This window comes from Campylobacter sp. RM12654 (genome assembly GCF_020137585.1).
Lineage (GTDB): Bacteria > Campylobacterota > Campylobacteria > Campylobacterales > Campylobacteraceae > Campylobacter_E.
This window is the reverse complement of record NZ_JACGAR010000014.1, coordinates 22,317-42,486: the sequence shown is the minus strand read 5'-3', so window position 1 is coordinate 42,486 and position 20,170 is coordinate 22,317. Positions and strand designations below refer to the sequence as shown.

The following is a 20,170-nucleotide window of genomic DNA, read 5'->3' as shown; positions in this document are numbered from 1 at the left end:
AAAAAGAATGAGAATAACAAGCTCTTATATTTATTCACAAAATTTAGGCAATTTTCAGCGTCAGCAAAATATGATAAATGACGCAAATAACCAATTAACAAGTGGTTTGAAGATTAATCAATCTTATGATGACGCTGGAATTTATTCAGAAGGTTCAAGACTTGTTTATGAGATTTCTACATTTCAGCAAATTAGCGAAGCTGCTAGTAAAGCTATAAATATTACAAAAAACTCTGATAAAGCAGTAGATGAAATGAGTAAGGCACTAGACCAATTTAAAAACAAATTAATTCAAGGTGCAAACGAAGTTCATTCTGATACTTCTTTAAACGCTTTAGCAAATGACTTACAAAAAATAAGAGATCATATTGTAAATATTGCAAATACAAGTATTAACGGACAATATTTATTCAGTGGAACTAATGTTGGGACTAAGCCTTTTGATGAAAAAGGTAATTATTATGGCAATGATGAGAATATGCAAGTTTTACTAGGGTCTAATGTGTATAATGATTACAATATTTCAGGTCAAGAGCTTATGAAGGGTGTTGATAATGATTATAAAAAAATAATCAGCACAAATGTTCGTTTGGTTGATAGAAGATATGATATTAATAAACCAGAAGAAGTGCATTATATTACTCAAGATAGTAAGATTAAAGACTTAATTGGTAAAGAATATTTAAAACCACAAGCTAATGGAAAAGAGCTTAATGTGAATGATCATTTTTTAAAAAATGATGAAGGAAGATTTCCTGATACTTATTTTTATGTTCGTGGGACTAAGGGAAATGGTGAGAGTTTTAAAGCTAAGTTTAAGATGGGTGCTAGTGAAGATGTTGGTGCTATGCTTAGTAAAATAGGTGAGTTATACGGAAATACTAAAGAAAATAAGGTAGTAGATGTAACGCTTAGCAATAATGGAACAATAGAAATTACTGATTTAAAAAATCAAGAAAGTAGAATTAATTTTTCTATGTTTGCAGCTACTGCTAAGGCTGATGATTTCGGACAAATTTATCCACCAAAAATACCTGATACACCACCAATGCCTATCATTCCTTTTCCTGTTAAAAGTGAGTTAGCAAGTGTAACTAATCCAAATGATTTAAGAAATAATAATAATGTTTTTGTTTTAGAATTTACAAATACAGGTAATATAGATACTTCTTTTACTAGCGATGGGATTGATTATTCTAGGTCTTTATTTAGTAAAAAAGATAATATCTTAAGCTCAAACATAGCTCAAGTAGATAAAAATAATAATGTAGCTACTAATGAGACTAAATTAGTTGAGGCTTCGCAAGGAACATTAAAGCTAAATCCAAATGATACTACAAGACCTGATAGTGTTTTAAAACTAGAAATTACTTCAAAAAATAAGGTACATTATTCAATAGATTTTAATATTACTCAAGGCACTGCAACGGCTAGTTATAAACAAAATGGTCAAGATAAAAAGGTAACTTTACCTATTACAAATGTGGTTTATGATAATAATCAGCATATTTCAGATAGTGTTAAGACAAATCCTGAAAATATAACATATAAGCAATTAGGAGATATTATTTCTATGTTTGCTAGTGATAATATCCCAACTAAAGATTATCAATTAGTTCAAAAATATCCAAATCAAGCTAATTCTCCTATGATTTTAAATAATGATGATAAAGCAGAATTAGAAAGGCTGTTAATTAATTCTAAAAATTCAGTTGATGTAGGTCTTAATGAAAAAGGTCAAATGACTTTAATAGACAAAGGTGCGACTACTACTAAAATAGATTTAGCTATATTTGACGCTAATACTATGAATAAAGATGAATTTGATTTTGGAAATGATGCTAATGGTTTGCCAATTGCTGAAGGTTCTAAAAAGGGAGATTTGTTTAATTTTAATACAAATTCTACTTTAATTGTTGATGAAGGCAGGGTTGATATTATAAAAGACCTTGATAAGATGATAGAAGCTGTTAGAAATGGAAATTATAGAGCAGATAGTAATAATCCTGAATTGTTAAAAAGTGTTGGTATTCAAGGAGCTTTAAAAAGGATTGACCATTTACAAGATCATATTAATAAAGTTCATACAAAAATAGGTGCAACTCAAACAAGTATTCAAAATTCTCAAGATAGAGCGGATTTAATGAAAGTAAATGTTGAACAAGTTAAGGCAAAGGTTCTTAATTCAGACCCTGTAGAAAGCCAATTAATGCTAATGCAAGCGACAATTACCTTACAAGCTACTTTACAAGCTAGTGCGCAGGTTTCAAAATTAAGCTTATTAAATTATATGTAAGATGAAAAAAGAATTTATATTTATATTTGTTTCATTTATATTATTTTATTTTAGTTTCGGGCTATTTTTACCCGAAGCTAATGGATTGTTTTTAGCAAGTGCTTATTTTAGCAAGGGCTTAAGAATTTGTTTTGGAAGTCTTTCTTATATTTTTTTATTAGCATTTGTAGGAAATTACTTATTTGTATATAAATCTTTTAAATATGCTTTAAAAATATTAGCCAATATAATTTGTAGTATTTTGATATTATCTTTACCTTTTTCTAGTGTTTTTGATTTTGGAATTATTAGCTTTTTAGGTTTTGTAAATATTGTATTTTTTATCTTGCTTGTATTTGTTTTAATTTATTTTAATCATTCTTATATTTATTCAAAATTACAAGATAAAGATAAGTTCAAAAATCTTTTTAAAAGCAAAGAAAAACCTATTAAAAAAGAAAAAATCATAAAAGAAACAAAAACTCCTAAAGAAGACAAATCAAAACCAAAAGAAGAAATTTTAAGCGATTTAGGCAATATTAGATTTGTAAAATCATATGAAATAAAAACCACTAAAGAAGATGAAAAGACTAAAATTAATTTTACAAACGAACAAGGCAAAATAATTAGTGAGCCAAAAATAATCTTAGAGCCTTTAATGCAGAAAATAAACAAAGATAGCATTAATAAAGATGATTTTAAAATAGTTAAAAACGAAATAAAAGAAGAAAAATCAGTAGAGCAAACCGAAGAAATACAAAATGAAATTCCTGTTTTAAATTCTAATGATTTTCAAGATATTTTGATAGTAGATGAGCAAGATTCTCAAAGTTTTGTCCCTAAAAAAGGCAAAAAAGTAGAGATTTTAAATGAGCTTGAAGAAAATAAAGCAATTTTAAAAGATATTGAATTAGGAGCGATTGAAATACCAAGAGATTTTGAGTTACCTAGTGTGGAATTATTAGATAAAGCCGTAACTACAGAAATAATAATTAATGAAGATGAACTTGATGAGAAAATAAACGAGCTTTTAGCAAAATTAAAGCATTTTAAGATTGATGGAGATGTGGTTAAAACATATTGGGGTCCTGTGGTTACTACATTTGAGTTTAGACCTGCTGCTGATGTAAAGCTTAGCAAAATTTCAGGCTTAGCTGATGATTTAGCTATGGCACTTAAGGCTACAAGTATTAGAATTCAAGCACCAATTCCAGGAAAAGATGTGGTAGGGATTGAAATTCCAAATAAAACTTCTCAAACAATTAATATTAGAACTATTTTTGAAGATGAATTATTTTCAAAATCTAAAAGTAAATTAACAATAGCCTTAGGTAAGGATATAGTAGGAAATACTTTTGTAACTGATTTAAAACGCTTACCGCATTTATTAATAGCAGGAACTACAGGAAGTGGTAAGAGTGTGGGTATTAATGCTATGATTTTAAGTCTTTTATATAAAAATAGCCCAAGGACTTTAAGGTTATTAATGATTGACCCTAAAATGCTTGAATTTTCAATGTATAATGATATTCCGCACTTATTAACTCCTGTAATTACAAGAGCAGAAAAAGCAACTTTAGCTTTAAAAAATATGGTTTTAGAGATGGAAAGACGATATGAATTAATGGCTAGCGTTTATACTAAAAATATTGAAAGTTTTAATGAAAAAGCACCTAAATTAGGACTTGAGCCTTTTGCTTATATTGTAATTATTATTGATGAGTTGGCTGATTTAATAATGACTAGTGGAAAAGAAGTAGAAACTTATATAGCAAGATTAGCTCAAATGGCAAGAGCAGCAGGAATTCATCTAATAGTAGCTACACAACGCCCAAGTGTAGATGTAATAACAGGTCTTATTAAGGCAAATTTACCTAGTAGATTAAGCTATAAAGTTGGAACTGGAGTTGATAGTAAGGTTATACTAGATTCTAAAGGAGCTGAGAGTTTGCTTGGTCGTGGAGATAGTTTATTTACTCCACCAGGAACAAGTCAGATAGTAAGATTGCACGCTCCATTTGCAAGTGAAGAAGAGATAATTAGAGTAGTAGAGCATTTAAAAAAACAAGAAAAAGCAAATTATGATGAGAGTATTTTACAAGATTCAAGCTTTACTCAAACCTATGTTAAAAATAATGATGATAGTGTAGATGAATTATTCAGTGAAGCTGTAAGAATTATGCAAGAGAGCGGAAAAACTAGTATTTCTTATATTCAACGCCAATTAAATATAGGTTACAATAGAGCTGCTAATATTGTAGAGCAGTGCGAAAAGCAAGGAATTTTGAGCGAACCTAATTCAAAAGGTGTGAGAAGTCTTTTATAAAAAAATCTAAGGAGAAATATGACAAAAATAGGAAAAAAAGAATTTTATGTAGTAGCATTAATGCTGTTTGCTATGTTTTTTGGTGCTGGGAATTTTATTTTGCCACCAAAACTAGGAATGGATGCGGGGAGTAATTTTTATTTAGCGATTTTGTTTTTTTGTGTAACAGGTGTTGCTTTACCTGTTTTAGGCGTTGCTGCAGTTGCTAAAGCAGGAACATTAAAAGAATTAGCAAGTAGAGTAAATGTAACATTTGCAGTAATTTTTGTAGCAGTTATTTATATTACCATAGGGCCTTTAGTAGCAATTCCAAGAGCTAGCACTATGCCTTATGAAATAATGATTTTACCTTTTGTTGATAATGAATATAATGTATATTATTTAGCTTTTTATAGTTTTATATATTTTGCACTTAATTATTATATATGCTTAAATCCTAGCACTATGTTAGATACATTAGGCAAGTATTTAACACCGATTTTACTTATTTTAATAGCAGTATTTTTTATATGCACTTTAATTTATTCAGAAGTAAATGTTAGCATTCCTAATCAAAATTACACTACCCACCCAGTAGCAACAGCATTTGTAGAAGGCTATCAGACTATGGATGCGCTTGCTGCTTTAGTATTTGGGATTAGTGTTGTTGGGGCTTTAAAATCATTAGGAGTTACTAATAAACATCAATTATCATTACTTACTATAAAAGCAGGATTATTTTCTGGAATTATTTTAATGATAGTTTATTTTGCTTTAGGGTATTTAGGCTATGTTTATGGTAATACCTTTAAAGACGCTAGTAATGGGGCTATTTTATTATCATTAATTAGTGATGATTTATTTGGTAGTTTTGGTAGATTTATTTTAGGATTTACTGCCTTACTTGCTTGTCTTACTACTACGATTGGTTTGATTGGCTCAAGTGCTAGTTATTTTAGTAGTGTTACTAAGATTTCTTATAAAACTTGGGTTATTATTTGGGTAGTTGCTAGTTTTGTTTTATCAATTCAAGGTTTAACGCAGATTTTAAAAGTAAGCGTTCCTATATTAATAGCGATTTATCCAATAGCTATAGTTTTAATAATTTTATCTTTAATAAATAATTTAATAAATGAGAGCAAAATCATTTATAGATTTAGCGTTTATACTGCGGCTTTTATAGGAATTTTAAACGCAATTGATAGCTCAATTTTAAACATAAATGATGAAAAAATATTATCTTATTTAGGTATAGCTAAATATTTAGAAATGTTGCCATTTTACTCATCTATGCTTGGCTGGGTTATACCTGTGATTGTTATGTTTATATTAGGATATATTATTAATGCCTTTAGTAAAAAAGATGATTTTTAATTAAATCATCTTGTTACAATTCTACACACTTATTTCTTATTAATTAACAATTAATATCAAAAATTAAAATTTTGTGTTAAGATTAAGCATTTTTTAAAAGGAGTGCTAATGAAAGCAAAAATTTTAAAAGAAGCACTTAATTCACAAGAAATTCTAGTAGCACCAGGAGCTTCTTGTGCTTTATATGCAAGACTTATTGAATTAGCAGGTTTTAAAGTTGTTTATGCTACAGGAGCAGGTATGGCAAATATGCAGTTTGGTTTTCCTGATATAGGACTTGTTAGTATGAATGAAATGTTAGAAAATACAAAGAGAATAAACGACGCTACAAATCTTCCCGTAATAGCAGATATAGATAATGGCTACGGCAATGCTTTAAATGTTTATAGAACAGCAAAAGAATTTAGCAAAAACAAAATAGCAGCAATTCAAATAGAAGACCAGCAACTACCAAAAAGGTGCGGGCATTTTGATGGGAAAAAATTAATATCTCAAGATGAAATGTGTGCGAAAATCAAAGCTTGTAAAGACGCCTTAGAATATGATACTTTAATAATTGCAAGAACAGACGCAATTGCTGTTAATGGTTTTGATGATGCTATTAATAGAGCTAATGCGTATTTAGAAAGCGGAGCTGATATATTATTTATAGAAGCTCCTACTAGCATAGAACAAATGGCAAGTCTTCCTAAATTAGTAAAAGCTTATCATATTGCAAATATGGTAGAAGGTGGCAAAACTCCGATATTGAGCAATGATGAATTACAAAAAATGGGCTTTAATATAGTTCTTTATGCAAATGCTACTTTAAAAGCTGCTATTAAAGGTATGAATGATTTATTAAATCATCTAAAAACTACAGGCAGAACAGATAATGCAGAACATTTAATGATTTCTATGAAAGAAAGAAATAGAATATGTGAATTTGATAAGTGGATGGATATAGAAAATAAATTTAAAGGATAATTATGAAAATTAAATGCAGTGTTTATAGGGGTGGCACGAGTAGGGGGCTAATATTTAACGCAAATGACTTGCCTAAAGATAAAAGCACTTGGGCTGATATATTTAAAAAATCTATTGATTGTCATAACCAAAACGCTATTGATGGGCTAGGTGGTTCTATATCATCAACCAATAAAATATGCGTTGTAAAAAGTGTAAATAATAAAAATTATGATATTGAGTGGGAATTCTTTCAAGCTGGGGTTATGAAAGATAGTATAGATAATAAAGGCACTTGCGGGAATTTAATAGCTGCTGTTGGAGCTTATGCTATTAATGAAAAGTTATTTAGTTTTGATAGGTTTGCAAGCAATGTATGTGTTAGAATTTACAATACAAATATTCAAAAAATTATTGAATTTAAAGCTAAGATTAAAGATGGAGAATTTGTAGAAAAAGGCTCTAGTATTATGCAAGGAGTTTTTGGTGGTTGTGAGCTAGCTGATGTTTTTATTAAAAATGCAGGTGCTGAACAAACAGGACTTAAATATCCATTAGGAAAAATTAGCAATTTTAATGGTTATAGAGCTACTTTACTTGATTTAATAAATCCATTTTTATATGTTGATGCAAGGGAATTTGATTTAGATTTTAATTTAAATTATAATGATTTTAGTGCTTTAAAAGCTATTGAAGATTTAAACAAATTAAGAGATTTTTATGCTATTAAATTAGGTTTTGCTAAAGATGAAAATGATTTAGAAAACAATCAAGCTATACCAAAAATAGCAGCACTTTTTAAATCTGATGATAAAAGTGAATTTGATATAGGAATTAGGGTTTTAAGCCTTAGAAATCTTCACAAAAGTTCGCCTGCTAGTGGATTATATAATTTAGCCGTTGCAGCATTAGAAAATGGCACTTTAGCAAATGAGCTTAGTGGTTTAACTATGATACAAAATGGTATTCAAGATGTAAAAATTAAACATTTTTTAGGCGTAGTAGATGTTAGCGTAGAGATAGAAAGTGGTAAAATCATAGGTGTTGGACTTAAAAGAAGTGCAAGAAGAATAATGGACGGATTTATTTACATTAATTAAAAGGAGAAAATATGAAGAAATTTAAATGTAGTATTTATAGAGGCGGCACATCTAAAGCTGCTTGTTTTTATGAAAAGGATATGCCAACTAGAGAAAAATGGGGCGAGTTTTTAGCTGATGTTATGGGAACTGCTACAAAGCAAATTGATGGAATTGGTGGTGCTGCGTCAGTAACTTCAAAAGTAGCTATAGTTGATATTAAAAATAATGAATTAACTTATACTTTCGCTCAAGTAAATATTGATAAAGAAATGGTTGATTTTAATAGTAATTGTGGAAATATTAGCTCATGCGTTGGTGCTTTTGCTTATGATTTGGGTTTGATTGATTTAAATGATTCTAAAATGTATGAAAAAATCATTATAAAAGATGAGTGTGATTTAGAAAATAAAATAATTTGCGTTAGGATTTTAAATACTAATACAAATAAATATTTAAAGGCTAGATTTAAATTAAGCGATGATTTAAAGAGTTTTGAACCAGCAGGAGATACTAAAATAGCAGGAGTGCCAAATACAGCTAGTGAAATTAAATTAGGTTTTATTAATCCTGAAGGCTCTATGAATAAAGGATTATTGCCTACAAATTCTGCAAAACAAGTTGTAAATACAAGTTTTGGCAATATTGAAATTAGTATAGTAGATGCTGGAGCAGCACTTGTGTTTATGAGAGCTAAAGATTTATTAAGTGGCAATATGTATGATGAAATTTCTCAAAACGAGCTTGATAAAATTGAAGAAGTAAGAAGCATAGCAAGTGAGCTAATTGGCTTAGCAAAAAAAGAAGAAGCAACAGCAAAAAATCCATCAGTGCCTAAAGCTTGTTTGGTTGATTTCGTGCAAGATTACACTAGCACAAGTGGTGCTAAAATATCAAAAAATGATATAAATGTATGCGTTAGAATGATGAGTATGCAACGCCCACACCCATCAATTGCAGTCACAGGAACGGTATGTATTTCAATGGCAGCAAAGACACAAGGCACATTAATTAATGAGCATTTAAGTAGCTTTTCTAATGAATTAGTAATAGCTCATCCAAGTGGGACAATTACGGGATTTATTGATAATGATAGCGTGAGTGTGATTAGGACTGCAAGATGCTTAATGCAAGGCTATGTATTTACTAGAAAAGATTATTAAGTTAATTTCTAATTTAAATTCCTTTTTTGGAATTTAAATTAGGATTAAGTATTTTATAAATTAATAATGGCTTATAAAATACTTTAAAAATTATTTGATTTGATATTATTTTTTTCGTGTTTATTTAAAAACTCTTTCATATTAGACACTTCACAAGTAAATCTTCCTAGACTTTCATCAGAGCGAATTACTCTATGGCAAGGTAGTATTATTAAATAAGGGTTTTTTGATAATGCAGTTCCTACTGCACGATAGGCTTTAGAATTTATTCTATATGCTAATTCTTTATAAGTTATAGTGTTTGCATAAGGTATATTTTTAAGTTCATTTAAAACTTCTTTTGTAAAAGTAGAAAATTTATCAAGATTAAGTTTTATATTTGTAAAATCAAAATCTTCTCCCTTAAAATACTTTAAAAGTTCAGATTTTACTAATGAAGTTATTTGATTTGGTTTTTCTTTTAAAGTAGCAAGATTTGTAATATCAACTGAAATCAAATACTCATCATTAGCTTTTATTAAAACTATAAAGTTTTTAAATTTTATAATTTCAATATACATTAAGAGCCAAAACTACCAGAACTACTAGCACCACTTGTGCTTTGGCTTTTAAAAAATCCACTACTTTTTGAAGCTCCTGCACTAGGTGTGCTTTTAAAGCTATTTACACTTCTTTGATATGTACTTGGGTTTTGATAATGCGTAGCTTTGTTTGCATTAAAATGTGAATTATTAAATAACTTATTGCCTATCCAAGAGCCAATGATTGCACCTGCTACAGAGCTTAGCAAAACTTCGCCTAATGAATGATTTGAACCAATACTTTCATTTGTTAATGAGCTTTGATTTGCTTCTATTTTTGCATTTTCAGCTTTTATTAGCTCATCCATCTCAGCCTTGCTTAATACTCTTTCATTTCCATTTAATTCTTTTAGAACTACTCTTGTTTCATCACTTGGAAATTCATCTTTAATTCTGTATTGTTTAGGAGCATATTCTTCTATTATTAAAAATGAGCCTTTAGCTTGTTGTTGCTCTTCACCACCACAAGCACTTAATAATGAACCAGCTACAATTGCAGTTAAAGACGCTTTGTAAGTTAAGTTATTCAAATTCTTAAACATTTTTCCTCCTAAATCTTTGATAATTTTTTGTTTCTTATAAATACTTGATTGTTTTCTAGTTTTATTTTTTTACTTTTAAAAAGCCTTGATATGAGATATTTTTTTATTTTTTCACGCTTTTTTTTCTTAAATCTTAATAAATATTCATCTATTAAAATCCATTTTGCTTTTATAATTACTGGTAGATTTATTTTATTTTTTAATTCTTCGTTTTCTTTTTTTAATTCTTCGTTGCTTAGTTTTAAGATTTTTATTTGTTCTAATAGCTCATCTTTAATAGCTAAACTATTTTGTTCTGGTTCTATTAAAACATAGGTTTTATTATCTTCTTTTATTGATTTTAAAGTGCCTCTTCTAATTCTATTATAAATAGCTTCTTTGCTGATATTTAAGTATTTTGCGGCGTCTTTTACTAAGAGTTTCATTTCTAACCTTTAAAAAGGGGATAACCCCTTTTTATTAAAGCTTTGCTTCGTAATGTCTTAACATATATAGGCGTTTTAGCATTTTTTTTCTAGCTGAAATTTTTTGTTTTTTGCGAATTTCAGTCATAGGTTCAAAAAAGCGTCTTGCTCTAACTTCTGTTACGATTAGGTTACGATCAGTTTGCTTTTTGAATTTGCGATAAGCCTCGTCAAAAGATTCGTTATTATGAACTTTAATCCCTGGCACGGCAATCACTTCCTTTCGTTGTAAAATTAAAAGTGCTAATTTATAAAAAAATTGTTAATAAACAAAATATTTTTTAATTTACTATTCTTAATTTTTAAAGACTAAAATTATCTTAAAATTACAAATTAAGTTAAAATTAAGGAGAGCGTAATGGGAAATATTACAAATTATTTTAAAAAGCGGACTACATTTTATGTTTTACTTACCTGTATTATCTTTATTATTCCATTTATTAGAATAAATGGTAATCACTTATTTTTGCTTAGTTTTGATAAACAAAAATTAGATTTATTTTTCATATCTTTTAATACAAACGAGTTGTATTTAATGCCATTTTTATTAATTATGATGTTTGTATTTATTTTTTTTATTACAAATTTACTTGGTAGAGTTTGGTGTGCTTGGGGCTGTCCTCAAACTATATTTAGAATAATTTTTAGAGATTTAATACAAACTAAATTATTTAGAATTTATAGTGGCAGAAAAAATAAACAAAATAAACCAAGAAATAAAATATTTGCAAGAATTGCAAGTGTTATTGTGTTTTATCCAATTAGCTTAATTGCTGCAAGTAATTTTTTATGGTATTTTGTTCCACCTGAAGATTTCTTTACTTATCTTGACCATTTTAATGAACACTTACTTTTATTTGGAATTGTTTTATGCTTATCTTTATTTATAACATTTGATATTACTTTTATTAAAGAGAATTTTTGTGCTTATATTTGTCCTTATGCAAGAATTCAAAGCGTTATGTTTGATAACGACACAAAAAGTGTTATATATGATGAAAGTCGTGGCGGAATTATTTATAAAGATGGAGAAAAAATTATAAAAAAACCAATAGGTGGAGAATGTATAGCTTGTGAAGCCTGTGTAAAAATATGTCCAACTCATATAGATATTAGAAAAGGAATGCAACTTGATTGTATAAATTGTCTTGAATGTGCTGATGCTTGTTCAAATGTTCAAGCAAGATTTAATAGACCATCATTAATATCTTGGTCTAGCACAAAAGAAATAAAAACTAAAGAAAAACTTAAATTCTTTAGATTTAGAACTATTGTTTATATAGTTGTATTGTGTGCTATGTTTATTGGGTTAGTTTTAACGGCTGGTAGCAAAGAAACTATGCTTATGAATATAAATAGAACTACTGAATTATATACAATAAATAAAGATGAAAATTATGTTGATAATGCCTATGTTATATTATTTCACAATACTAGCAAGCAAGACCATAGATTTTATTTAGAAGTATTAGATGATGATATTAGTATTTTAAAACCTAAAAAAGATTTTAGAGTTAAAGCTGGTGAGAAATTAAAACAAATTGTTATTTTAAGAAGCGAGCTTAAGAAAGTTAAAAAACATCATAAGCATATTAATATAAGAGCTTATGCCTTAGATGATGATAAAATATTTACCATAAAGGATACAATATTTATATATCCTAAGGAGAAAAAATGGAAGGAAAAGAAGAAATAATTTTAAAAGTAGCCCTTGAACTATTTTTAGAAAAGGGCTACGAAAATACAAGTTTAAACGATATTGTTAAAGTAACTGGCGGTTCTCTTGCGACGATATATAAAAAATTTGAAAATAAAAATAATTTATTTTTAAAGGCTTTAAAATTTAGGGCAGAAACTAGGTTAGAGAATTTAAAAATTATGATTTCTTCAAAAGCCAACTTGGATTTACCAGATTTTTTAAATGTATTTGGTAATGAATATTGTAATTTTTTTATAGGCGAAGATAATGCAAAATTTTTAAGATTAGTTCTTGAGAGAACTTATCAAGATATTAATTTTAAACAAGAATGTGCAAAAGCAGATAAAGATGTAATAATTAGATTTTTGTGTGAAGTATTTGAGAAAAAAATCAAAAAAGAAATTCTAAATGAAATAAGTGCTTATAATTTAGCTAATTTATACTGCTCTATGATTAGAAGTAATAAGATTTTTGATTTGATTTTTAACTCTAAAGAAATCTTTACAAAAGATGAATTAAGTGAGCATGTAAAAAATGTAAATATCTTATTTTTAAGGGCTTTGCGTTAATTTCATTAACTTAAATGTAATTATAATTACATCTTTAAAATTTAAAATTACAACAAGGAAGATTTATGAAAAGACTTATTAAATTAAGTTTCGTTGCTAGCTTATTATTATTTACAGCTTGCAATGACAAGGTAGAGCAAAAGCAGCAAGAAATGCCACCTTCTATTGTAGATATTAAAAAAGTAAGTTTAGAAAATGCTGAAATTTATTATCAATATGCAGCGAAATTAGAAGCTAATAAAGATGTAATAGTTTTGCCAAAAGTATCTGGTGAGATTAAAAAAATATTATTTAAAGATGGTGATTTTGTAAAAAAGGGAACAATTTTATATAAAATTGATGATGAGCAATATAAAGCTAGTTTGGATTTAGCGTTAGCTGATGTTGGTGTTGCTAAAGCAAACTATGAAAATGCTAATACTGATTATAATAGAACTAAAGACTTATATGCTAAAAAAGCAGTTAGCCAAAAAGAATTTGATGCAAAAGAAGCGGCATTTAAAAGTGCAAAAGCTAGTTTAGATAGAGCTAACGCATCTTATAAGATAGCTAAATTAAACTATGATTATACTAATGTAAAAGCTCCATTTGATGGGTATGTGCAAGCTTCATTGGTTGATGCTGGAAGTTATGCTAATGCAAATAATACTCAATTAGTAAAAATTGTAGATCAAAATACTTTAAAAGCTACATTTTTTATATCAGATACAAATATGGAACAAATTAAAAGAAATAATAATGATTTAAAAAGTGCAAAAGCTAATTTTACTTTAAATGGTAAGACTTATGAAGGTAAAGTTGAGTTTATATCAAATTATAATGAATTAGCAAGTACTAAAGCTTATGCGGTTTTTGAAAATACTAATCAAGAATTAAGTGCAGGAACCTTTGTTAGTCTTAAACTAAGCAATATTATGCAAAATGATTCTTTTGTAATTAGTAGAGAAAATTTATTACAAGATATTGATGGATATTATGTATTTGTTAAAGACAAAAATATAACAAAACAAATTCATGTTAAAACAATTTTTGATGATGAGAAAATTGCCGTAATTGATGCAAAAACAAGTGATTTAAAAGTTGATGATGAATTGATTTTAAATAATTATAAAAAGATTTATCCTGGCGCAAAAATAGCAACTAAGGCAGAATTTGGTGCGATGATGCAAAAGCAAGCTCCTAAAGAGCAGACTAAGGAACAATAATGTTTTCTAAGTTTTTTATATATAGACCAGTATTTGCGATAGTTGTTTCAATTATAATTACTATTGCTGGTATTTTAGGAATGAAGGGTTTGCCTATTGAAGAATATCCTAATGTAACATCTCCAACGGTTAGGGTAACTGCTAATTATTCTGGCGTTGATGCAGCTACGCTTTCTCAAAATGTAGCAAGTATTCTTGAAGACGCAATTAATGGTGTTGAAGATATGATTTATATAACTTCAAGCTCAAGTTCAAGTGGTTTGATGTTTTTAAATGTTTATTTTAAGGTTGGAAAAGACCCATCAAAAGCATTAATTGATGTTAATAATAAAGTTCAAAGCGTTCAAGCAAAAATGCCTGAAGAAGTTAAAAAATTAGGTGTTAGTGTTGATGAAACTAGCTCAAATATTTTAGCTGTTGTTTCGTTTTATTCTCCTGATGATAGCCGTGATGAAACTTATCTAAGTAACTATGCTACATTAAATGTGGCTGAAGAGTTAAAGAGATTAGAAGGTATTGGTAGTGCTGAAGTAATTGGAGCTAAAGATTATTCTATGAGAATTTGGCTTGATTCAGAAAAGCTTAATAAATATGATTTAAATCCAGCTGTTGTAAGTGCAGCTATAAGAGAACAAAACTCACAATATCCAACAGGAACAATAGGCGATTTACCTATGAAAGAAATTAGTCCATTTGTTTATACAATGAGCGCTAAAGGTAAGCTTAGTAAGGTAAGTGATTTTGAAAATATCATAATAAAAGCACTTCCAAATGGAAATATTTTATATTTAAAAGATATAGCAAGAGTAGAGATAGGAACTAAAAACTATGGTTTTGCTGGACTTAATAATGGTAAAAAAATGGTTCCTATGATGATTAATTTAAAATCAGGTGCAAATGCTATAGCAGTAGCTAAAGCTGTGCAAGAAAAATTAGAAGAGCTAAGCAAATTCTTCCCAAGTGGTGTTGCTTATAGTATGCCTTATGATACTACCGATTTCGTAAAAGATAGTATAAGCGAAGTTGTTCAAACATTTGTTGAAGCTATTTTACTTGTTTTAATAGTTATGTATATGTTCTTAAAAAACCTTCGTGCAACTATTATTCCATTAATTGCTGTGCCGGTTTCTTTACTTGGAACTTTTGCTTTCCTTTATGTTTTTGGTTTTACAATCAATCTTATTACATTATTTGCTTTAGTTTTAGCAATCGGCATTGTTGTTGATGATGCTATTGTTGTTGTAGAAAATGTTGAGCGTGTGTTTAGAAGTGGTATTACAAAAGATGTAAAAGCGGCTACTAAAATGGCAATGGATGAAGTAACCGGACCTGTAATTTCTATCGTTTTAGTATTAAGTGCGGTATTTATTCCTGTATCATTTTTAGATGGATTTGTAGGGCAAATTCAAAGACAATTTGCAATTACTCTTGTAATTTCTGTTTGTATTTCAGGTTTTGTTGCATTAACGCTAACTCCTGCATTATGCGGTATATTATTAAAAGACCATGAAGATAAGCCTTTTTATTTAGTTAAAAAATTTAATGACTTTTTTGATTGGAGTATTAATATTTTTGGTAGTGCAGTTGCAAAAGTTTTAAGACATGTAATTCCAAGTTTAATAGTAGTTGCTATATTCTTTTATGGAATTTTTGCCTTACTAAAAATTATTCCTAGCTCACTTGTTCCTAGCGAAGATAAGGGTGCTGTATTGGTTTTATCACAATTAAAATCTTCTAGCAACCTAGATAAAACTCTAGCCTTTAATAATAAAATCTATGATATGGTTAAGAATAATCCTGCAGTAGAAAGTATGATTTCTTTAAATGGATTTGATGTAGAGAGTTCAGCTCTTTCTCCAAGTGCTGGAATTTCATTTATTACATTAAAAGATTATAAAGATAGAAAAGATTTAGGTATTAATGGAGATAGTGAAAATTTAGCTAATACTTGGATGAAAAATATGTGGCTTGACCCTGATGGTTTTGCATTTTTCTTAAATCCACCACCGATTATGGGGCTTTCTTTAACAGGCGGATTTGAAATGTATGTGCAAAATAAATCAGGTAAAAGTTATGAAGAAATTAAAAAAGATATAGATACTTTACTTGCAGCAGCATCAAAAAGACCTGAATTAACTCAAGCAAGAACGACTTTAAACACTGATTATCCTGAGTTAAAAGTAAGTGTTGATGAGAAAAAAGCTAAAATTTTAGGGCTTAGTTTAAGTGATATATATTCAAATTTAAATTTAATTTTTGGTTCTGTTTATGTGAATGATTTTACTGCTTTAGGTAAAAATTTCCAAGTAAATGTAAGAGGCGATGAAGAATTTAGAAATAAAAGAACAAGTCTTGAAAATATTTATGTTAAAAATAGTGAAGGCAAAAGCATATCTTTAGCTAGTGTTGTTGATATTAAGCCAAGTGTAGCAGCGTTTTCAGTAACTAGATTTAACCTTTTCCCAGCTGCAAAAGTTACAGCTTCGCCAGCTCCAGGATATACTAGTGGAGATGCTATTAATGCTATAGTTGAAGTATTTAATGAAACTATGAATAAAGATGAATATTCTTATGCTTGGGCAGGAAGTTCTTATGAAGAAGTAAATGCTAGTGGTAGTGGTTCTACTGCATTTGCATTAGGTATGGTATTTGTATTTTTAATACTTGCAGCTCAATATGAAAGATGGTTAATGCCACTTGCAGTAATTACGGCAGTTCCTTTTGCAGTATTTGGAAGTTTAGCAGCAACTTATTTAAGGGGTATGCAAAATGACATATATTTTCAAATAGGTTTATTATTGTTAATTGGTCTTAGTGCAAAAAATGCTATATTAATTGTTGAATTTGCTATGGAAGAAAAATATAAACACGGCTTAAGCACTTATGATGCAGCTATAAAGGCGGCAAAACTTAGATTTAGACCTATTATTATGACTTCTTTAGCGTTTGGTTTTGGTATTTTACCTTTAGTATTTAGCGAAGGTTCAGGTAGTGCTGCTAGACACTCACTTAGCACAGGGCTAGTTGGTGGTATTATTATAGCTTCTAGTATATCTATTTTATTTGTGCCTTTATTTTTCTATTTACTAGAGAGTTTAAATGATAAGGTTTTTAAAAAGAAAGGAAAGCAAATTAATGAATAAGCTTTTAATATCAGCAATCGCAGCTTTATTTTTAGCTGCTTGCTCTAGTGTTAATAATTATGAGCTTAAAACTCCAAATAATTTAGATAATAATACTAAATTTGAAATTAAAGATTGGAGAAGTTTAGGTAATGATGCAAATCTTAATCGCTTGATTGAGATTGCTATGGAAAATAATGAAGATGTTAAAATGGCTATTAATAATCTTTTAATAGCTGAATCAAATTTAGTAAGTGTTGGGATTAAAAGAGAGCCTAGCATTAATCTTGGCATTAATGCAAATGAGAGATTAATTAAACACCAAAAGCCAACTTATGGACATTCTTTAGGTCTTAATTTATCTTATGAAATAGATTTATTAAATAAATTTGGTAAGGCTAAAGATAACGCTATTTATAGTGCTAATATTAGCGAATTTGATGTAGAAAATACTTATCAAACTATTGGATTTAGTATTGCAAAACTTTATTATCAAGTTGTAGCAACTAATAAAAAAATAGAAATTTTAGAAGACTTTATAAATAGCTATGAAAAAACTTTAAAATTAAAAGAAGAGCAATATAAATTAGGCTTTATTACAAAATCAGTTCTTTTACAAACTAAAGAACAATTTACTCTAAATCAAACTAAATTAAGAAGTTTAAAATTAGAAAGAGATTTATATATTAATTCTTTAGATATTTTAGTTTATGGATTAAATCAAGAAAAAGAACCAATTAAATTTGCTAATAACTTAATAGAAGATTTTGTTATGCCAGCTACTATACCAAGCTCTGTTATGACAAATCGTCCTGATATAGCAAAAGCAATTTTAGATGTAAAAATAGCTCATAATAATGCAAAAATTGCTTGGGATAGCTTTTTTCCAACCTTTACAATAGGTGCTGGTGTTAGTTGGAGTGGAGATACACATAATGTATTTTCTGACCCTGTTGGCTCAATTACTGCTAGTTTGTTACAACCTTTATTTAATTTAGGTGATGTTGATGAGCAAGTAATTAGAGCAAATTTAGCTCAAGATAATGCAGTATTAGGCTATGAAAAAGTAGTAAAAACTGCGTTAAAAGAAATAGAAGATGCTATTTTAAAATATAATAATGCTGAAGTTAAATTAAGAGATTATGATGAAATAGTAAAACTAGAAGAAGAAATTTATGAGTTTAATAAGCTTAAATTTAATGAAGGAGAAATCAGCTTTTTAGAATTCTTAGATAGCGAAAGAGCTTTACAAAATAGCTTAATAGAGCAAATTGATTTAAAATTAGGCAAGATAACTGCAGGAATTGATGCTTATAAAGCTATTGGAGTTAAAAAACTTGAATTTAGGAAGTGATTTTTATATGAACCTAGCCTTAAAAGAGGCTTGGAAATATCAATTCTTAACTTATCCAAATCCTGCCGTAGGTTGTCTAGTATTAGATAAATACGGCAAGATTTTAAGTATTAAAGCACACCAAAAAGCAGGAACATTTCACGCAGAAAGATTATGTGTGAATGAAATCTTAGAAAAATATGGAAAAGATGCTTTAAAAGATAGTGTATTTTATGTAACTTTAGAGCCTTGCAGTAAGCAAGGTCGCACTCCACCTTGCCACGAATTATTAATAAAATATAAAGTTAAAGAAGTAAATATAGGCTCAAGTGATAGTTCTCAAAATGGTATAAATGAATTAAGACAAGCTGGAATTAAAGTAAATCTTGGGATTTTACAAGATGAATGCGATAAACTAATTGCTCCATTTAAATTCTGGCTAGATAATAAGCCTTTTGTTTTATTTAAATTAGCAATTAATCTAAATTATAACAATGAAGGTAGTATTAGTAATGAGTATTTAAGGACATATTTTCACGAAATTAGAACCAATATAGATTATTTAATAATTTGTGGCAATACTTTAAGACTTGATAATCCTATGCTTGATGCTAGATATTCTACTAGCAAAAAAGCACCTAATTTATTAGTATTTTCAAAATATTTTCAAGATTTAAATTCTAATTTTAAATCACTAAATATTTTTAAAACTAATAGAGAAATTATTTTTGGTAAAAATCCTTTAAAATTAAAAGATGAATTGCAAGAGCAAAATATTAAATTTGTAATGATTGAAGGCGGGTTTAATGCCTTAGAACTTTTCAAAAATCAAATAGATTGGTTGTTTTTACAACAAAGTAATTCTACTTATAAAAATTCAAATAACTTTAAGTTAAGTTTAAGTCCTATTTATCAAAGCACTACAAAAGATTTTTATAATAAACCACACGAATACCAACAATTCGGATTTTATGAAATAAGGGAATAAATGTTAGAAAAATATTTTGAAAAATTCCTAGTAAATTCTAGGTTTATTACAATCTTACCTGTTATTTTTGGTCTTTTAGGTGCTTTTATGTTATTTTTTATTGCTAGTTTTGATGTGTATAAGGTCATAAAAGTTACATATACTTATTATTTTTTAGGTGCTGATATTGACATTCACGAAGAAGCTGTAAGCACTATAGTTGGAGCTGTTGATTTATATTTAATGGCTTTAGTTTTTTATATATTTTCTTTTGGAATATATGAATTATTTATAAGCGATGTTGAAGAATTTAAACAATATAAACAAAGCAAGGTTTTAGAAGTTCATAGTTTAGATGAGCTAAAAGACAAGCTTGGTAAAGTTATTATTATGGTTTTAGTTGTTAATTTTTTCCAACACGCACTTAATTTAAAATTTAGCTCAAGTATGGATATGCTTTATTTAGCAATCGGTATTATGTGTATTTGCCTTGGATTATGGGCTTTACATAAAAGTGATAATAAATCTAAAGAACACTAAGGAGCAA

Annotated in this window: 17 protein-coding genes; 13 read left to right on the top strand and 4 right to left on the bottom strand. The window is 28.2% G+C overall.

Going from position 1 to position 20,170, the window contains the following annotated elements:
• The first annotated feature begins 7 nt into the window (after positions 1-7).
• The 6 genes from AVBRAN12654_RS06000 to AVBRAN12654_RS05975 all read left to right on the top strand — a co-directional run bounded on the left by AVBRAN12654_RS06000 (position 8) and on the right by AVBRAN12654_RS05975 (position 9,141).
• Positions 8-2,296: a flagellin N-terminal helical domain-containing protein gene (locus AVBRAN12654_RS06000; protein ID WP_336614132.1), complete on the top strand. Its 2,289-nt coding sequence runs from the start codon at positions 8-10 to the stop codon at positions 2,294-2,296.
• Position 2,297: 1 nt separating this feature from the next.
• On the top strand, positions 2,298-4,601 hold the full coding sequence (locus AVBRAN12654_RS05995) for a DNA translocase FtsK (RefSeq protein WP_336614131.1): 2,304 nt from the start codon (positions 2,298-2,300) through the stop codon (positions 4,599-4,601).
• A gap of 18 nt (positions 4,602-4,619) precedes the next feature.
• Positions 4,620-5,954, top strand: coding sequence for a branched-chain amino acid transport system II carrier protein (gene brnQ, locus AVBRAN12654_RS05990; RefSeq protein ID WP_336614130.1), 1,335 nt, complete (start codon positions 4,620-4,622; stop codon positions 5,952-5,954).
• Between the two features lie 108 nt (positions 5,955-6,062).
• Positions 6,063-6,920: an isocitrate lyase/PEP mutase family protein gene (locus AVBRAN12654_RS05985; RefSeq protein ID WP_214119946.1), complete on the top strand. Its 858-nt coding sequence runs from the start codon at positions 6,063-6,065 to the stop codon at positions 6,918-6,920.
• Between the two features lie 2 nt (positions 6,921-6,922).
• Positions 6,923-7,999: a PrpF domain-containing protein gene (locus AVBRAN12654_RS05980; RefSeq protein WP_214119947.1), complete on the top strand. Its 1,077-nt coding sequence runs from the start codon at positions 6,923-6,925 to the stop codon at positions 7,997-7,999.
• 11 nt (positions 8,000-8,010) lie between these two features.
• Positions 8,011-9,141 (top strand): PrpF domain-containing protein, encoded by a 1,131-nt coding sequence (locus AVBRAN12654_RS05975; protein WP_336614129.1) that lies wholly within the window; start codon positions 8,011-8,013, stop codon positions 9,139-9,141.
• A gap of 83 nt (positions 9,142-9,224) precedes the next feature.
• Here AVBRAN12654_RS05975 and AVBRAN12654_RS05970 read toward each other — a convergent pair whose 3' ends face one another.
• The 4 genes from AVBRAN12654_RS05970 to rpsU are packed head-to-tail and all read right to left on the bottom strand — an operon-like array spanning position 9,225 to position 10,936.
• Positions 9,225-9,701, bottom strand: coding sequence for a methylated-DNA--[protein]-cysteine S-methyltransferase (locus AVBRAN12654_RS05970; RefSeq protein WP_239803544.1), 477 nt, complete (start codon positions 9,699-9,701; stop codon positions 9,225-9,227).
• The gene (locus AVBRAN12654_RS05965) at positions 9,701-10,264 is read right to left on the bottom strand and encodes a UPF0323 family lipoprotein (protein ID WP_214117251.1); all 564 of its coding nucleotides are present in this window, start codon (positions 10,262-10,264) and stop codon (positions 9,701-9,703) included. Before AVBRAN12654_RS05965 ends, AVBRAN12654_RS05970 begins: the two co-directional genes overlap by 1 nt.
• Before the next feature lie 8 nt (positions 10,265-10,272).
• Positions 10,273-10,689 carry a helix-turn-helix domain-containing protein gene (locus AVBRAN12654_RS05960; RefSeq protein WP_214117248.1) on the bottom strand — a complete coding sequence of 139 codons (417 nt, stop codon included), beginning with the start codon at positions 10,687-10,689 and terminating at the stop codon, positions 10,273-10,275.
• Between the two features lie 34 nt (positions 10,690-10,723).
• Positions 10,724-10,936, bottom strand: a complete 213-nt coding sequence (gene rpsU / locus AVBRAN12654_RS05955; RefSeq protein WP_214117291.1) for a 30S ribosomal protein S21 — start codon at positions 10,934-10,936, stop codon at positions 10,724-10,726.
• 150 nt (positions 10,937-11,086) lie between these two features.
• Between rpsU and ccoG the strand changes: the two genes are divergently transcribed.
• From ccoG to AVBRAN12654_RS05920, 7 genes are all read left to right on the top strand, one after another.
• Entirely contained in the window at positions 11,087-12,424 is a 1,338-nt protein-coding gene (ccoG, locus tag AVBRAN12654_RS05950) for a cytochrome c oxidase accessory protein CcoG (protein ID WP_336612620.1), read from the top strand.
• A complete protein-coding gene (locus AVBRAN12654_RS05945) occupies positions 12,403-12,996 on the top strand; it encodes a TetR/AcrR family transcriptional regulator (protein WP_214117243.1) in 594 nt (197 codons plus the stop codon). The genes ccoG and AVBRAN12654_RS05945 overlap by 22 nt, the downstream gene beginning before the upstream one ends.
• 65 nt (positions 12,997-13,061) lie before the next feature.
• The gene (locus tag AVBRAN12654_RS05940) at positions 13,062-14,201 is read left to right on the top strand and encodes an efflux RND transporter periplasmic adaptor subunit (RefSeq protein ID WP_336614128.1); all 1,140 of its coding nucleotides are present in this window, start codon (positions 13,062-13,064) and stop codon (positions 14,199-14,201) included.
• Positions 14,201-17,344, top strand: coding sequence for an efflux RND transporter permease subunit (locus AVBRAN12654_RS05935; protein ID WP_214119950.1), 3,144 nt, complete (start codon positions 14,201-14,203; stop codon positions 17,342-17,344). The genes AVBRAN12654_RS05940 and AVBRAN12654_RS05935 overlap by 1 nt, the downstream gene beginning before the upstream one ends.
• The gene (locus tag AVBRAN12654_RS05930; RefSeq protein ID WP_214119951.1) at positions 17,337-18,677 is read left to right on the top strand and encodes a TolC family protein; all 1,341 of its coding nucleotides are present in this window, start codon (positions 17,337-17,339) and stop codon (positions 18,675-18,677) included. Before AVBRAN12654_RS05935 ends, AVBRAN12654_RS05930 begins: the two co-directional genes overlap by 8 nt.
• A gap of 7 nt (positions 18,678-18,684) precedes the next feature.
• Positions 18,685-19,644 (top strand): bifunctional diaminohydroxyphosphoribosylaminopyrimidine deaminase/5-amino-6-(5-phosphoribosylamino)uracil reductase RibD, encoded by a 960-nt coding sequence (ribD, locus tag AVBRAN12654_RS05925; RefSeq protein WP_214117234.1) that lies wholly within the window; start codon positions 18,685-18,687, stop codon positions 19,642-19,644.
• Complete coding sequence (locus tag AVBRAN12654_RS05920) at positions 19,645-20,163, top strand: YqhA family protein (RefSeq protein ID WP_214117232.1); 519 nt, start codon at positions 19,645-19,647, stop codon at positions 20,161-20,163.
• The last annotated feature ends 7 nt before the right edge of the window (positions 20,164-20,170 follow it).

What these genes read in the sequence shown, in the direction of transcription:
- AVBRAN12654_RS06000 (WP_336614132.1), top strand. Translation starts at nt 8, where the DNA reads ATGAGAATAACAAGCTCTTATATTTATTCACAAAATTTAGGCAATTTT.
- AVBRAN12654_RS05995 (WP_336614131.1), top strand. Translation starts at nt 2,298, where the DNA reads ATGAAAAAAGAATTTATATTTATATTTGTTTCATTTATATTATTTTAT.
- brnQ (WP_336614130.1), top strand. Translation starts at nt 4,620, where the DNA reads ATGACAAAAATAGGAAAAAAAGAATTTTATGTAGTAGCATTAATGCTG.
- AVBRAN12654_RS05985 (WP_214119946.1), top strand. Translation starts at nt 6,063, where the DNA reads ATGAAAGCAAAAATTTTAAAAGAAGCACTTAATTCACAAGAAATTCTA.
- AVBRAN12654_RS05980 (WP_214119947.1), top strand. Translation starts at nt 6,923, where the DNA reads ATGAAAATTAAATGCAGTGTTTATAGGGGTGGCACGAGTAGGGGGCTA.
- AVBRAN12654_RS05975 (WP_336614129.1), top strand. Translation starts at nt 8,011, where the DNA reads ATGAAGAAATTTAAATGTAGTATTTATAGAGGCGGCACATCTAAAGCT.
- AVBRAN12654_RS05970 (WP_239803544.1), bottom strand. Translation starts at nt 9,701, where the DNA reads ATGTATATTGAAATTATAAAATTTAAAAACTTTATAGTTTTAATAAAA.
- AVBRAN12654_RS05965 (WP_214117251.1), bottom strand. Translation starts at nt 10,264, where the DNA reads ATGTTTAAGAATTTGAATAACTTAACTTACAAAGCGTCTTTAACTGCA.
- AVBRAN12654_RS05960 (WP_214117248.1), bottom strand. Translation starts at nt 10,689, where the DNA reads ATGAAACTCTTAGTAAAAGACGCCGCAAAATACTTAAATATCAGCAAA.
- ccoG (WP_336612620.1), top strand. Translation starts at nt 11,087, where the DNA reads ATGGGAAATATTACAAATTATTTTAAAAAGCGGACTACATTTTATGTT.
- AVBRAN12654_RS05945 (WP_214117243.1), top strand. Translation starts at nt 12,403, where the DNA reads ATGGAAGGAAAAGAAGAAATAATTTTAAAAGTAGCCCTTGAACTATTT.
- AVBRAN12654_RS05940 (WP_336614128.1), top strand. Translation starts at nt 13,062, where the DNA reads ATGAAAAGACTTATTAAATTAAGTTTCGTTGCTAGCTTATTATTATTT.
- AVBRAN12654_RS05935 (WP_214119950.1), top strand. Translation starts at nt 14,201, where the DNA reads ATGTTTTCTAAGTTTTTTATATATAGACCAGTATTTGCGATAGTTGTT.
- AVBRAN12654_RS05930 (WP_214119951.1), top strand. Translation starts at nt 17,337, where the DNA reads ATGAATAAGCTTTTAATATCAGCAATCGCAGCTTTATTTTTAGCTGCT.
- ribD (WP_214117234.1), top strand. Translation starts at nt 18,685, where the DNA reads ATGAACCTAGCCTTAAAAGAGGCTTGGAAATATCAATTCTTAACTTAT.
- AVBRAN12654_RS05920 (WP_214117232.1), top strand. Translation starts at nt 19,645, where the DNA reads ATGTTAGAAAAATATTTTGAAAAATTCCTAGTAAATTCTAGGTTTATT.